Raw genomic sequence first — 13,513 nt, 5'->3', positions numbered from 1 at the left:
CGCTTTACCGAGAGTAAAGCTTATCGAGGGAGCTCAACATGAGTGATGCGATCCACGGGCACGCAGATGTCGGCTACGAGCGGGTCGTCAACGCGTTCGCCCGAGTGTGGTCGGCCGGAGTGCTCGGCGGCGGCGCGCTGGCGATCTACGACCGCGGCGTACCCGTGGTCGACGTATGGTGCGGCAGCCGTGACGATCGCGGTGAACTGCCCTGGACCGAATCCACCTCGTCGGTGATCTATTCCGCGTCCAAGGGTTTGACCTCCCTCGTCATTCACCGACTCGCCGACCGCGGCTTGGTCGACTACGACGCACCGGTCGCCGAGTACTGGCCCGAGTTCGCCGCGGCCGGAAAGTCGTCGGTAACAGTCCGAGAAGTGCTTTCACATACCGCCGGGCTCTCGCAGGTGCGGCGGATCTCCGCGACGGCCGACGACGCGCTCGATTTTCAGCTCATGCAGCGCCGGCTCGCGGCGGTAGACCGCGACGGACTGACGGGAAAGCCGGCCTACCACGCATTGACGATCGGCTGGCTGATGGCGGGCATCGCGCATGCGGTCACCGGAAAAGACATGCGCGCCTTGTATCAAGACGAACTGTGCTCCCCGCTCGGCATCGCTGAGCTCTCGCTCGGCAGACCCCAATCAGACACCGGCGTGGTCGCGGACTACGTGGATCCGGTGGGCACGTTCACGGCCATCTGCCGCGACCGCGTATTGGCGCGTGGCGCCCGGATGCCCACCCTATTGGGCGGTGCGCTGACCGGATCGATCTACGCGGGACCGGGCGCCGGGCCGTCATTCATTGCGCCCGAGAAGCATTTGATGGATACGCAGATGCCCGCCGCGAATGCGGTGAGCACCGCCCGGGCGCTGGGTACGGTCTACGCCGCCCTGACCACCGACGGGACCGTGGGAGACCGGCGCCTGCTCTCGGCCCCGCGGGTACGGATGCTCAGCGGCCCGCGTCGCCTGGAATTCGATCGGGTGCTCGGGTTGCCGATGAGCTGGAACCTCGGATTTCACCGCAGCCCGATCCCCGGGCTCGCATCCGGTTTCGGCCACGTCGGCGCAAGTGGATGCTTCGGCTGGGCCGATCCCACCAGCGGACTGTCGATCGGTTTCGTCCACAACCGATTGCCATCGACCCTGGTGGCCGACCTCGGCGCGTTCCTCTGGCTGGTTCCCCTTGCCCTTCGCGCGCAGCGAAGCGCCGCACGCCAGGCACCGGCGTCGCCGCCGATGACGAACCGGATCGCCGGCTGATCCTCACGCCGACAACCCATTTCGCCGCCTCGACACCGAGCGTCTACACCATCCGGCGCGTCACATTGTCGGGCAAGTAACGCAGCGCGGCATCGATGCCGATCCACGGCCACTTGGGCACCACGGCCCGCTGCGGTTCGGCATCGATCGCGGCGACCAATTCCCGCACGCCGGTCTCGGTATCGACCTTCATCCGGGTCTTGACGCCGCGGTTGATGTCGGTCTCGATGTAACCCGGCAGAATCACGCTGACCTTGATCGGCGAGCCCGCCAGCTCGGCCTGCAGTCCCTGCCCCAGCGCGGCCAGCCCCGCCTTGGACGCCGAGTACGCGGCCTGCCCCTTGGGCAACCCGCGCACCGCAGACATCGAGCTGATCAGCACCAGGTGGCCGGCGTCCTGCGCCCGGAAGATCTCCATCGCGGCCTCGATCTGGGCCAGGGCGCCAACGAGATTGGTCTGCACCGTCTCGATGTTGGCGTGGGCCTTGCCGGTACCGATTGGCGCGCCCTTACCGAGACCGGCATTGACGATCACCCGATCGAGTCCACCCAGTTCCTCGGCGATCGCCTCGAACACTGTGGGCACCGTCTCGATCTCGGTGACATCCAGCCGCTCGACGGCGACCGCCGCGGCCGTCGAGCACAGATCGGCGGCGAGTTCGGTCAGCCGGGCCTTCCGCCGCGCGACCAGTCCGAGCGACTTGCCGCGGGCCGCGTAGGCCCGGGCCATCCCTTCGCCCAGCCCGGAGCTGGCACCCGTGATCAGAATCCTGTTGCGTTGCGGCGTCTTACTCACGGGTGCCAGTCTGTCAGACCGACCGCTGGTAGCTCCGGAAAGCCTGCGTGGCCAGCGCGATCATCACCACGGTCGCCGCCCCGAGCAGCCCCAGATGAATGCCGACGCTCCCCCAGTCCGGTGACGACGACATGGCCTGCCGCCCGACCTGCACAGCCCACTCGAACGGGTTGTACTTCGCCGCCGTCCGCACCCAGGAGGGCGACAGACGGGTGTCCATGATCGCCGAACTGAGGAACATCAACGGCATGATCAGCAGCTGCGAGATGCCGATCAACGCCTCCTGCTGTTTGGTCAGCAGCGCCACGGCATTGGACAACGCACTGAAGATGGCGGTCAGCAGTACGGTTGCCACCAGCAGCACGACGACTCCCGTTGCGCCGCCGGGATATTGGGCGCCGCACAACGCGGCCACCACCAGCACGATGCCGGCCTGGATCACGGTGCAGATCGACTGATAGACGATGGTCGACGTGATCATTGCGGTCCGACTGGTCGGCGAGGTGAGCAGGCGGGCCATCACCCCGCGTTCCATGTCCTGAATGTAGGACGTACCCGCCCACGAGGAGCCGAACATCGCCGTCATCATCACGACTCCCGGAACCATGAAGCTGATGTAACCGCCTGGCGGGGAATCGAATCCTGGTAGATCGACGATGTTCTTGAACAGCTGCCCGAACAGCAGCAGCCAGATCATCGGCTGCACGATCGTCATGACCAGGAATACCGGCATCCGCCGCAGCGTGCGCAGTGGTCGTCCGGTCAGCTGCACCGTGTGGGTCACGGCGGTGGATAGTCCGGCTCCGGGAGCCGGGCGAGTGGTGCGCAGGTCGACGGTCATTGCACGCCTCCTTCGGCGCCGGCGGCGACCAGACTTCGTCCGGTGTGGCGCAGATATACATCATCCAAACTCGGTCGCGCGACCGTGGCCGACGCCACCGTCACGCCCCGAGAATCCAACTCGGCCAACAGTTTGGGCAGCACCTCGCCGCCGCGGTCGGCTCGCGCGCGGATCGTCGATCCGCTGACTTCGACCTCGAGCAGCTCGGCCGCCGTCAGCAGCCCCGCGGCCTGCTGGGCCGACCCCATGATGTCGACGATCACGGTGTCCCCGCGCAGCTGGTTCTTCAGCTCGTCCGCGCTGCCCTCGGTGACGATGCGGCCGCCGTCGACGATCGCGATGCGATCGGCAAGCCGGTCGGCCTCATCGAGATAGTGGGTGGTCAGCAGGATCGTCATGCCCTCGCCACCGGCGAGGCGTTCGATCTCGGCCCACATCTGCGCCCGCGCCTCCGGATCGAGGCCAGTGGTCGGCTCGTCGAGGAACAGCACCTGCGGTCGATGCATGATGCCCAGGGCCACATCGAGTTTGCGTGCCATGCCGCCGCTGTAGGTCTTGACCAGCCGATCGCCGGCATCGGCGAGACCGAACAGCGTCAGCAGTTCATCGGCCCGCGCACGTGCGTCCCGACCGGACATGCCGTGGATGCGTCCGGAGAGCACCAGGTTCTCGCGACCGGTGTCCATCGGCTCGGAAACCGGCTGCTGTGCAACGAATCCGATGGTTCGGCGGACCAGGTCGGGATGCTCCACGACGTCGATGCCGGCGACCGATGCCCGCCCCGAGTCGGGCTTCGCGAGAGTCGACAGAATCTTGGCGGTCGTCGACTTTCCAGCGCCGTTGGGGCCCAGCAGGGCGAAGACGGTTCCGCTGTCCGCGGCGAAGGTCACGCCGCGCAGCGCCTCGACGGGCGGCTTGCCCCGTCCGATTCGATAGGTTTTGTGCAGGTCCTGCGCCTGCAAGCCAAGTGGGCTCATCATGCTCCTCACAGGGGTGAGCGAACGCGGAACCCGTATAGTTGAAAACGGCTTCCTGGGATGTCAATGCGTCCGCTCGCGGATGTTTTTCTTCGAAGTCGGGCCCGGATGCTGCAACATCCGGGCCACTCTTATTTCGGCAGCTTGCTGTAGTCAATACCTCCGAACATCGGCAGTTCCGCCGCGACCTCGGCGAAAGTCTTTCCGGCGGAGCGCATCTGATGAAGCTCCCGCCATTGATCCTGTTCCGGATACGTGCCTGCGGCCAACTGATCGGCAACGCCTGCAACGAAATTCCGCTCGGCCCGCATCATCGCCACGGCGTACTGCCCCTCGATCATGAACAGATCCGGCAAGTTGGCCCGGCTCGCCATCGCGCACATCTCATCTGCGAAGGCGATCTGCTCGTCGATCCGGCCGAGCCGGTGCCGCAACAGCTCCAGGACGTCATCCGGATCGAGCATCGGCAGGAACGACAGACCCGCCTCGAACTGCGGGTACTCCTTGGCGGGCTCGGAGATCAAGGACCGCAGCCAGTCGAGCGTCTCGGTTTTGCCGGCCGGCGTTATCTGGTAGACGGTCCGCTCCGGCCGGTTGCCGTCACGCTCGGTCTGCGACTCTTCGATCAAGCCGTGCTTGGCAAGGTTCTTGATCACCGCGTACAGCGATCCGAAGTTCAGCCGAATGCTGCCTTCTTTGCCGCGTTCGCGCAGGGTGGTGGTGATTTCGTAGGGGTACATCGGCCGTTCCGATACGCAGCAGAGCACCGCCAGGGCCAGCGGATTCGATCGCCGGTACGACATACTCACCTCCAAATACTCTAGTTAGAGTACTCGGATCAGAGTTGTGGGTCCAGCCCCGCGGTGATCGGATTCGGCCGGACCGTCGCGCCGCCTGGCAGCTGCGCGACATACCGACCGGAACCCCAACGGAAGGCTCGCCCCGGCACCGGGAAGTCGGTGCTGATCAGGTGCGCGCCACTGGCCAGCGCCGACGCCGGACGCGCCAGGTCGTCGGTCCGCGCGGTGGCCACCGGTTCATCGGCGCGAGTACGAATCAGAAAGCCATCCCGCACCAGCCCGGCGATCTCGCCGGCGTATGCGCCCCGGGGGTCGTTGCGCATCAGCATCGCTGCATCCGCAGCGCTCGGCTCCGGGCAGGTGAATGCCGCCCGACCCTGCAGGCTCGGCCGACCGATGGCGTACCGCCGGCGGATCGCGACCGGACAGTCCAGGAAGCACAGGACGCGGCCGCGGATGTCGTCGACGAAGGGCCAGCCCACGTCGCGCACTGACTGGGCCAAAGTCATTCCCGCGCCCCGGATATCGTCCGGTACCAGCAGCCGATCGGTCAGCCGAGCACGCAGCATCGCATCGAGGTCATCCAACATCCGCGTCGTCCAGCGCGGCACGGCGACGCCGCCGAACAACCGGGACCACGGCCAGTTCCCTTTGAGCTCGAGCTGCAGAAAGATCGGAACATGTCGCGGATTCGCCGCCGACCACGTGGCGATCTCGTCAAGCGCATCCAGCAGTCTCGGGCTGCTCGTCCGGTAGTCGGCATCGGGGGCGTGCATCACCTTGAAACCCGGCTCAGCCCAGAGTGATTGCGGCCGTCGACCCCGACCGGACCACCTGCGCGCCAGCGGATATCCGTAGCGGCCGTCGGGATCGGGGTATACATCCAGCTCCAGGCCGCGGACGCCCTGGACACCGAGCTGCTCGGTCAGCGATGGGTGCTCGTAGCGATAGTCATCGACGTCGCGCCCGAGCAACGGGGTGAACCGCTCGTCGGGCCGCAGCATCCGATGACTGGAATTGTGCGTACCGATCACCTGAATCTGATTGAGCCGCAATCCCTCTGGCAGCTCGTCGAACACGGGTCCGGTCGGCACCAGGCCAGTCTGTCAGACGCAGCCCTCTCGGGGACGGCAACTCAGTGGGTGACCTGCCATTCGTCGAAGATCACCCGATGCGCGGGCGAGACGATGACGAGTCGCTCGTCCGGATAGACCTGGTAGATGGTGCCGTCGTCGGCGGTCGCCGCATATTCGATGGTGCCGCCGTGCGACACGTCGATGGCGTCTTCCAGCACGATGGTGTCGCCGGTGTTCCGGTTCAGACCGAAGTAGGCCAGTCGGCCGTCGCCCTGCCACTGGCAGATCGCGGCCCGGGCGTTGTCGGTGTCGACGCCGGCGATCAGATTCTGGTGCGCGTTGCACGGCCCCTGGACCGCGGCCGCCGGGCCGGTGCCCACGGCCAGCAGTGCGGCACCGGCCACAGCGGTCAATGCGGCGGCACTCGCCGCACGAGCGAAGCGAATGTTGCGGATCATGTCGGCCTCCTGGGTTCGTGGCTGTTGACGAACACGCTAGGAGCGCGGCGCGCGATTGGCGATGGGCAGAACTCCCCACCGCTGACCAGCTATTTCAGCAGACGTGACATCCGACGGTCGGCGAGGATCTTGCCGCCGGTCTGGCAGGTCGGGCAGTACTGGAACGAGCGGTCGGCGAACGACACCTCGCGCACCGTGTCACCGCACACCGGACACGGCAGGCCGGTGCGCGCATGCACCCGCAGGCCGGATCGCTTCTCCCCCTTCAGCGTTGCCACCTTCTGCCCGGACGACCGGTCGACAGCATCACGCAGGACCTCCCGCATCGCGGTGTAGAGCGCATCGACCTTGTCCGGCGCAAGGGATTTCGCGGTGGCGAACGGCGACATCTTTGCGGTGTGCAGGATCTCGTCGCTGTAGGCGTTCCCGACTCCGGCAAGCGTGCGCTGATCGGTGAGAACGTTCTTGATCCGCCCGGACGTCTTCGCCAGCAGCGCGCCGAACTCCTCGCGGCTCACCGCCAGCGCATCGGGCCCGAGCGTCGCCACCCGCTCCACGTCGGCCGGATCGCGAACGATCCAGGCCGCCAAACGCTTCTGAGTGCCGGCCTCGGTGACGTCGAACCCCTCACCCGGCAAGCCGCAGTGCACGCGCAGGGCGATCGGTCCCTTGCCGCCGGGCTTCGGCGGCGTCGGCGACAGATTGTCCGACCATCGGAGCCAACCGGCCCGCGACAGATGGATGATCAGGTAGATCGAGCCCTCACCGGCGTCCGACACCGTGTCGAAGACCAGGTATTTGCCGATCCGCGAGACCGACGCGATGGTGCGCCCGGCCAGCGCCGAATAGCTTGGATCGGCCGTCTTCAGCAGCGACAGCGACGCGACGTCGACGCGCCGGATCGGCAGCCCGGCGGCCCGCGAATCGACGTAGTCGGCGATCGCCTGCACTTCCGGTAACTCGGGCATGGGCCCATTCTCATCTATCGGTCCGACGTTCGTGTTCTATTGGGAGCGTGATGCGACCCAGTCCCGCGGGACGCCGGCTGACCGATGCCGAACTCGCCGCGCGTATCGCCGAAGGTGCGGGCCGGCTGCTGCTCGGGGTGCGCCACGGCGACCTGCTGACCCGCCGAGCGCTCGGCGACGCCGGAGACACCTTGGCCAACGCCTGGATTCACGCGGTGCTGCACGCTCATCGGCCCAGCGACGCGATCATCTCCGAGGAGTCGCCGGAGGACGTCGATCGCCTGACCGCCAGTCGCGTGTGGATCATCGACCCGCTGGACGGGACGAGTCACTACGCATCCGGCAGCCCCGAATGGGCCGTCCATGTGGCCCTCACGGTCGACGGACAGCCGACCGCGTGCGCGGTCGCCCTGCCCGACACCGACGAACTGTTCCGCACGGACACGGTCGAGCCGCCGACCGGACCGCTCACCGGATTCATCGCGACACCGCACTACGTCAACTACGACATCTCCTGGGCCGCAAGCAAATTGAATCTGCAGTACCTGCCGATCGGCTCAGCGGGCGCCAAGGCGATGGCGGTGGTTCGCGGCGATGCCGACGCCTACGTGCACACCGGCGGTCAGTACGAATGGGACAACTGTGCCCCGGTCGGCGTGGCCCGGGCGGCCGGGCTGCACTGCAGCCGGGTCGACGGCAGTCCGCTGGTCTACAACCGACGCAGCATCTACCTGCCCGACTTCGTCATCTGCCGTCAGGAGATCGCGGACGATCTCCTGGCCGCGCTGTAACTACCGATACTCAGGTTTACGCAGCAGATAGACGTCGAGGATCCAGCCGATCCGGATGCGGGCCTCCTCGCGGGTCACCTTGATCAGCTGTCCGACCTCCGCGACCGTGCCGCAGATCAGGATCTCCTCATCGGTCCCCAGGTACGCGCCCCACCAGATGTGGTCGTCGGGCTCGGCGACCTCGAGGAACGAGCAGCCGGAGTCGAGCATCACGACCTGGTTGGTGTCGCCGCCGCGGTCGAGCAGCAGCCGTCGACCGGTGGTGATGTGGATCGGTTCGCCGATGCGGTTCAACAGGATTCGATGCGCCGCGGCGAGCGCCGAGATGCTCGAGACGGCCGGGATCACCCGGTACCGCACCGGGAAGCGGCCCGCCTCGGCGATCTGTTCCACGATCCGCAGGGTGCTGTCGTACAGCGCCGGATCACCCCAGACCAGAAAAGCCCCGACCTGCCCGTCTGCGAGTTCGGCGGCGAATGCCTCCTCGATCTTGGCGAGCCGGCCGTCGTGCCACGCGCGGACCTCGGCGGTGTAATCGTCCGGATGCCGATCGCGGGGCGGATCAGGAATCTCGACGAATCGATAGCCGCCCTCGGGGATATAGCGCTCACAGATCTCCCGCCGCAGCGCCAGCAGGGTGTGCTTGTGCTCGCCCTTGTCCAGGACGAAGAACACGTCCGCCTCGCGCATGGCCTCGATGGCCTCGATGGTGATCTGCTTCGGATCGCCCGGCCCGATGCCGATCAGCAGCAGATTCGGCGAATCATCACGCACGCCGGTAGCGGTCATCGACTCCCCCTGTAGTTCATCGACCGGACAAGTCGGGTCGCGTCCGGCCGATGCCGTGCGTCCGGGCGATCGTATCGAGCAGCATTCGTCGCGGGACAAGGCGCGCCAGGGCGAAGACGAAGGGCGCGTTGGTGCCCCTGGCGTACAACGGCTTCGGATTCGCCGACAGCGCCGCCTCGACGACCAGCTCTGCCAGCTTGTCGGTGGCCAGACCGCTGCGCTCGCGGCGTGCCATCGCCTTGTCGACCGACTCGAAGCCGACTCGGTACGGCGAGGTGTCGTCGGAGATCCGCGCCCGCCGGGTCTCGATACCGGTGGCGATCACGCCGGGCTCCACGGTGGTGACCGCGACGCCGAACTGGGCCACCTCGCCGCGCAGGCTGTCGGCGAAGGTCCGCAGCGCACTCTTGGCGGCGCTGTACACCGATCGGTACGGCGTCGGAAAGCTCCCGGCCATCGATCCGACCATCACGATCGAGCCGCGGCCGCGTTCCCGCATACCCGGCAGCACCGCTTTGGTCAGCGCGATCGGACCGAGGACATTCGTCGCGAAGAGTCGCTCGATGTCGGCCATCGGCACCTCTTCGAGCGCGCCGGTCTGGCTCTCGCCTGCGTTGTTGACCAGGATGTCGACCTCGCCGACCGCCTCGACCAAGGCCGCGATGCTCGCCGGGTCGGTCTGGTCCAGCGGCAGATACTCGACGCCCGGAGTGGGATCGGCCACGTTCTCCGGACTGCGGCTTGTTCCCACAACGTGGAATCCACGATCATTAAACATCTTTGCCGCGCTGGCTCCGATACCGCTGGAAGCCCCTGTGACCAGCACCGTTAAGCGTTGTTGCATGGGATAATGCTAGTAGGTGGGCTAGATATTGGTTGGACCCGAAATGTCTGAGCAGTGTGCGATGTTAAGAATCAGGTAAGAGTGTGAAGAGGAGGTGCTGCCCCCATGCTGATCGGTGTCGTGTTCGCCCTGGTTGCCGCGGTCGGCTACGGCCTGGGTGCCGTGATGCAGACCATCGGGGCGCGCCAATCGGTGAGCGAGGCCGGGCGCGGCACGATTGAAGACGGCGCCCCATCGCTCGAGTCCACCAAAGCGGCCGCGCAGACCAGCGCGTTCGCGGTCGGCATGACCTTCACCATTCTCGGTTTCGCCGCCGGCGCCACCGCAGCGCGGATGCTGCCACTGTTCCTGTCGCAGACCCTGGTGTCGGCGAATCTGTTGGTCACCGCAGTCCTGGGCGCCTCGCTGCTGGGCGTGCGCCTACGCGCCCGCGACTGGTCGGCCATGGCGCTGGTGGTAATTGCGCTGGGCATGCTGGGCGCGGCCTCACGCAGCGCGGGTGGACATGCCGCCAGCACCACATTCCACTGGGGCATGCTGTGGGCCACCATCGCCTTGACGCTCGCGTCCCTGCTGATGGTCCGCCTGCTCGGCGCCAAGGCGTCGGTGCCCGCCGGCGCGGCGGCCGGGCTGCAGTTCGGCATCGTCGCGGTCTGCGTCCGCGTGATGGACGGCATCACCCCGTTCTCGATCACCGCGCTGCTCTCCGATCCGGCCACGTGGGCGTTGGCGATCGCCGGTGCGTTCGGGTTCTATATCCGCACGGTGTCGCTGCAGCTGGGCGCCGTCAACGGCTCGACGGCGGCAATGGTGGTGGGCGAGACCGCATTCCCCGGAATCATCGGCTTGGCCCTGCTCAACGACTCCATGCAACCGGGATTGCATTGGTTGGGGCTCTTCGGATTCGCCCTCGCCATCGGCGGCGCGGTCCTCGTAGCGGCCTTCGGCGCCGGCGAGGCGCAACGGTCGGCCGAGGCCAACGAGGTACACATCCCGCCGCTGGACCGCGCTCACCTGGGCGAGGCCTTGCGGCCGGCTCCGGTGGAACGCGAAGTCAGCGAACGGGATTCAAACAGCTATCGGCACCGTCCACCAGAGAACACCACTGGGCCGGACGAGTCGGTCGATACTGCGACCCGACACCATTCGACGCAGTGATCTGCCGGTAGGCGGCCACCGCATCGGTCGGGCGGCGGGTCAGCGTGGGGTCAGTCTTGACATTGACCGTGTACAACCCGAAACGCGGTGTGTAGCTGCCCCACTCGTAGTTGTCGGTCAGGCTCCAGTAGTTGTAGCCGATGACGTTGTACCCGTCCGCCTTCGCTCGCTGCAGCCAGTAGACATCGTCGCGCAGCAGATCGGCGCGCCGATAGCCATCCGGTCTCGGGGCCCCGTTGTTGGTACCCATACCGTTTTCGACCACGTAGAGCGGCTTGCCCGGGAACTTCCGGCCGTAGTGCCGGAGCGTGTAGTACAGGCCGTCGGGCGCGACGCCGGCGGACCCATAGTCGTTCAGGACGAGGCTCGCGACCGACACGTCCGTCGGCGAGACGGCGTAGTAGTAATCGATCCCGACGTAGTCGAGCTTGTCGGCGACGCGGTCGAGGAACTGCGCGTCGAGCGCGGGCTCGACCGCCGGGATGTAGGCGACGTTCGACGAGACCATCGCACCGGGCTGGCGGGAGTGGATGTAGTCGAAGGCGCTGCGATGCGCCCGAACCAGCTGATCGAACATCATCGACGTGCTCGTCGGCGGCAGTCCGCCCTGCCGAAGTTCTTGCATCACATACGCTGTCGGCTCGTTGATGGTGATCCACAGCGGGTTGTAGTGGGCGTACCGGTGGACGACGTACCGCGCATTGGCCAACCACCAGTCGGCCATCTGCGGATTGTTCCAGCCGCCGCGATCAGCCGCCCATCCCGGATATACCCAGTGATCCAGGGTGATCATCGGCCGCATACCGGCCGCCACGATCGCACCGATCACGTTGTCGTAGAACTTGACTCCGGCGGGGTCCCATACCCCCGGCCGGGGCTGGATACGGGCCCACTCGACGCTGATCCGATAAACCTTGACGCCCAATTCTTTTGCCAGAGCGATGTCGCTCCGATAGCGGTGATAGAAGTCGGCCGCGGTGCCGATCTGGTCGGTCTGCTTGCGGGAGTAGCGGAGCCAGTTGCTGTCCGGCGACGATCCCTCGGATTGGAAGCCCGAGCTCGCCACGCCCCAGAAGAACCCGGGACCCAGCACGGACGGCGCGGCCTGCGCCGGACCGGCGGACAGGGCGCACCCGGCGGCGACGACGCTGGAAACGATAAGGGCCGCCAGTGCATTTCGAATGAGCCGCATTGGCCGAAGGGTACGCGAACGCAACGGCCGGAATCAGCGGTTTGCGCTGATTCCGGCCGCCTCGGGTCACCAGGTTCCGGGCACCCGCCGGGTGGTGACGTTGATCCGGTTGTAGGCGTTGGTGGTGGCCACCCATAGCACCAGACCGGCGAGCTGCGAGTCGTCGAAGTGGCGCGCCGCCTCTTCCCAGATCGGATCCGGCACCGGGTTACTGCGATCCCCGATCCGGGTGATGTGCTCGGCGAGATCGAGTGCGGCGCGTTCGGCCTCGGAGAACAGCTCCGAGTCTCGCCAGCCGGCGACCTGGATCACCTGCGAGTCGGTCAGGCCGGCCTTCGCCGCACCGCGCAGGCCGTACTCCAGGCACCAGGCGCAGCCGTTGATCTGGCTGACCCGCAGATGCGTCAGCTCGAGGATCGAGGCATCGATCCCATACTCGCCGGCGCGGCTGCCGAGCGTGCCGAGCGCCTCGTTGGCGAACGCGTGGTACGAGGACAGATTGGCGATACGTGCGGTCATGGCGGACTCCTTGTTCGGAAGGGCCACGGCAGTTTTACCGTGTCATGATGATTGACGGATGCGGCGCGAAAAGTGTGACCGCGATCGATTGAGGAGTCTGGTGACCACCGATATGCCCGCCGCCCCTGCCGATTTGGCACTCGCGTTCGAGGAGCAGCGTCCGCGGCTGCGGATCATCGCCTATCGGATCCTCGGGTCGTACGCCGACGCCGAGGACGCCGTGCAGGAGAGCTGGTTCCGGCTGCAGCGCGCCGCCATCGCCGCCGTGGAGAATCTGGCCGGCTGGTTGACGACGGTCGTTTCCCGGATATGCCTCGACATGCTCCGCGCCCGTGGAGCCCGTCCCGAAGACCCGGTGGAGGACGTCGCCACCGTGGACGAGCAGAGCGATACGCCGGCCGGCACGGTGATCCCGATCGGCCCGGAGGCCGAGGCCGTCGCTGCCGACGCGATCGGCGCGGCGCTGCTCGTCGTGCTCGACGCACTGTCGCCCGCCGAGCGTCTGGCCTTCGTGTTGCACGACTTGTTCGGGATGCCGTTCGACGAGATCGCGCCGATCGTCGAGCGCACTCCGGCCGCGACCCGGAAACTCGCCTCCCGTGCCCGGAGTCGGGTCCAGGCGGCCGACCCGGTCGCGGAACAGACCCGGCAGCGCGAGGCCGTCGATGCGTTCCTCGCCGCGTCGCGCCGGGGCGACTTCGGGGCGCTGCTGCAGTTGCTCGACCCCGAGGTCGAGCTGCGCACCGATCCACGCACCGTCGCCTATGCTGCGGGCAACGCCGACCACGGGGCACCGCTGCTCGATGAGCACGTCGTCGGCGCGGATGCGGTGGCGCGCGTGTTCGCCGGTCGCGCGGAGGAGGCCCGCGTCGGTCTCGTCGAGGGAGTCCCCGCCGCGGTGTGGGCGCCCGACGACGTGCCGCGCGCGATGTTCGGCGTGACGATCCGAGCGGGTCGCATCGCATCGATCGAGGTCATCACCGATCAGACGCAGCTGGGCGACCTGGTCATCGCGTTGGACTGAGTCACGCGGTGGCGT

General features: G+C 67.0%; 15 protein-coding genes. 4 read left to right on the top strand and 11 right to left on the bottom strand.

The window, feature by feature from the left end; genetic code table 11:
• The first annotated feature begins 38 nt into the window (after positions 1–38).
• A complete protein-coding gene (locus G341_RS21335; protein WP_018178433.1) occupies positions 39–1,265 on the top strand; it encodes a serine hydrolase domain-containing protein in 1,227 nt (408 codons plus the stop codon).
• Positions 1,266–1,308: 43 nt separating this feature from the next.
• Here the strand turns inward: G341_RS21335 and G341_RS0107140 are convergent, their stop codons facing one another.
• The 7 genes from G341_RS0107140 to G341_RS0107110 form a co-directional block, all read right to left on the bottom strand.
• Entirely contained in the window at positions 1,309–2,061 is a 753-nt protein-coding gene (locus G341_RS0107140; protein ID WP_043450867.1) for an SDR family oxidoreductase, read from the bottom strand.
• A 13-nt stretch (positions 2,062–2,074) separates the two neighbouring features.
• Positions 2,075–2,902, bottom strand: a complete 828-nt coding sequence (locus G341_RS0107135) for an ABC transporter permease (protein WP_018178431.1) — start codon at positions 2,900–2,902, stop codon at positions 2,075–2,077.
• A complete protein-coding gene (locus G341_RS21330; RefSeq protein WP_222836588.1) occupies positions 2,899–3,879 on the bottom strand; it encodes an ATP-binding cassette domain-containing protein in 981 nt (326 codons plus the stop codon). Before G341_RS21330 ends, G341_RS0107135 begins: the two co-directional genes overlap by 4 nt.
• Before the next feature lie 131 nt (positions 3,880–4,010).
• Positions 4,011–4,682, bottom strand: coding sequence for a PadR family transcriptional regulator (locus G341_RS21325; protein WP_018178429.1), 672 nt, complete (start codon positions 4,680–4,682; stop codon positions 4,011–4,013).
• A gap of 35 nt (positions 4,683–4,717) precedes the next feature.
• Positions 4,718–5,773, bottom strand: coding sequence for a Ca2+-dependent phosphoinositide-specific phospholipase C (locus G341_RS0107120; protein ID WP_018178428.1), 1,056 nt, complete (start codon positions 5,771–5,773; stop codon positions 4,718–4,720).
• Positions 5,774–5,814: 41 nt separating this feature from the next.
• Entirely contained in the window at positions 5,815–6,213 is a 399-nt protein-coding gene (locus tag G341_RS22975; RefSeq protein WP_018178427.1) for a hypothetical protein, read from the bottom strand.
• A gap of 89 nt (positions 6,214–6,302) precedes the next feature.
• The gene (locus G341_RS0107110; protein ID WP_026303362.1) at positions 6,303–7,181 is read right to left on the bottom strand and encodes an Fpg/Nei family DNA glycosylase; all 879 of its coding nucleotides are present in this window, start codon (positions 7,179–7,181) and stop codon (positions 6,303–6,305) included.
• A 50-nt stretch (positions 7,182–7,231) separates the two neighbouring features.
• Here G341_RS0107110 and G341_RS0107105 point away from each other — a divergent pair, with 50 nt between their 5' ends.
• On the top strand, positions 7,232–7,972 hold the full coding sequence (locus G341_RS0107105; protein WP_018178425.1) for a 3'(2'),5'-bisphosphate nucleotidase CysQ: 741 nt from the start codon (positions 7,232–7,234) through the stop codon (positions 7,970–7,972).
• Here G341_RS0107105 and cobF read toward each other — a convergent pair whose 3' ends face one another.
• Together cobF and G341_RS0107095 are read right to left on the bottom strand one after the other, a co-directional pair.
• Positions 7,973–8,761 carry a precorrin-6A synthase (deacetylating) gene (cobF, locus tag G341_RS0107100; protein ID WP_018178424.1) on the bottom strand — a complete coding sequence of 263 codons (789 nt, stop codon included), beginning with the start codon at positions 8,759–8,761 and terminating at the stop codon, positions 7,973–7,975.
• 16 nt (positions 8,762–8,777) lie between these two features.
• Entirely contained in the window at positions 8,778–9,605 is an 828-nt protein-coding gene (locus G341_RS0107095; protein ID WP_026303360.1) for an SDR family oxidoreductase, read from the bottom strand.
• A 105-nt stretch (positions 9,606–9,710) separates the two neighbouring features.
• On the opposite strand from G341_RS0107095, the gene G341_RS0107090 reads away from it, so the two are divergent.
• Positions 9,711–10,763, top strand: a complete 1,053-nt coding sequence (locus G341_RS0107090; RefSeq protein WP_018178422.1) for a DMT family protein — start codon at positions 9,711–9,713, stop codon at positions 10,761–10,763.
• Here the strand turns inward: G341_RS0107090 and G341_RS21315 are convergent.
• Complete coding sequence (locus tag G341_RS21315; RefSeq protein WP_018178421.1) at positions 10,660–11,955, bottom strand: glycoside hydrolase family 1 protein; 1,296 nt, start codon at positions 11,953–11,955, stop codon at positions 10,660–10,662. The genes G341_RS0107090 and G341_RS21315 overlap by 104 nt on opposite strands.
• Before the next feature lie 66 nt (positions 11,956–12,021).
• Positions 12,022–12,474 carry a carboxymuconolactone decarboxylase family protein gene (locus G341_RS0107080; RefSeq protein ID WP_026303359.1) on the bottom strand — a complete coding sequence of 151 codons (453 nt, stop codon included), beginning with the start codon at positions 12,472–12,474 and terminating at the stop codon, positions 12,022–12,024.
• A 112-nt stretch (positions 12,475–12,586) separates the two neighbouring features.
• On the opposite strand from G341_RS0107080, the gene G341_RS0107075 reads away from it, so the two are divergent.
• A complete protein-coding gene (locus G341_RS0107075; RefSeq protein ID WP_026303358.1) occupies positions 12,587–13,498 on the top strand; it encodes a sigma-70 family RNA polymerase sigma factor in 912 nt (303 codons plus the stop codon).
• Positions 13,499–13,513 lie beyond the last annotated feature (15 nt).

This window comes from Jongsikchunia kroppenstedtii DSM 45133 (assembly GCF_000380485.1).
GTDB lineage: Bacteria > Actinomycetota > Actinomycetes > Mycobacteriales > Mycobacteriaceae > Jongsikchunia > Jongsikchunia kroppenstedtii.
Note: the sequence above shows the minus strand (reverse complement) of the source record. Positions and strands in the feature narration are given on the sequence as shown.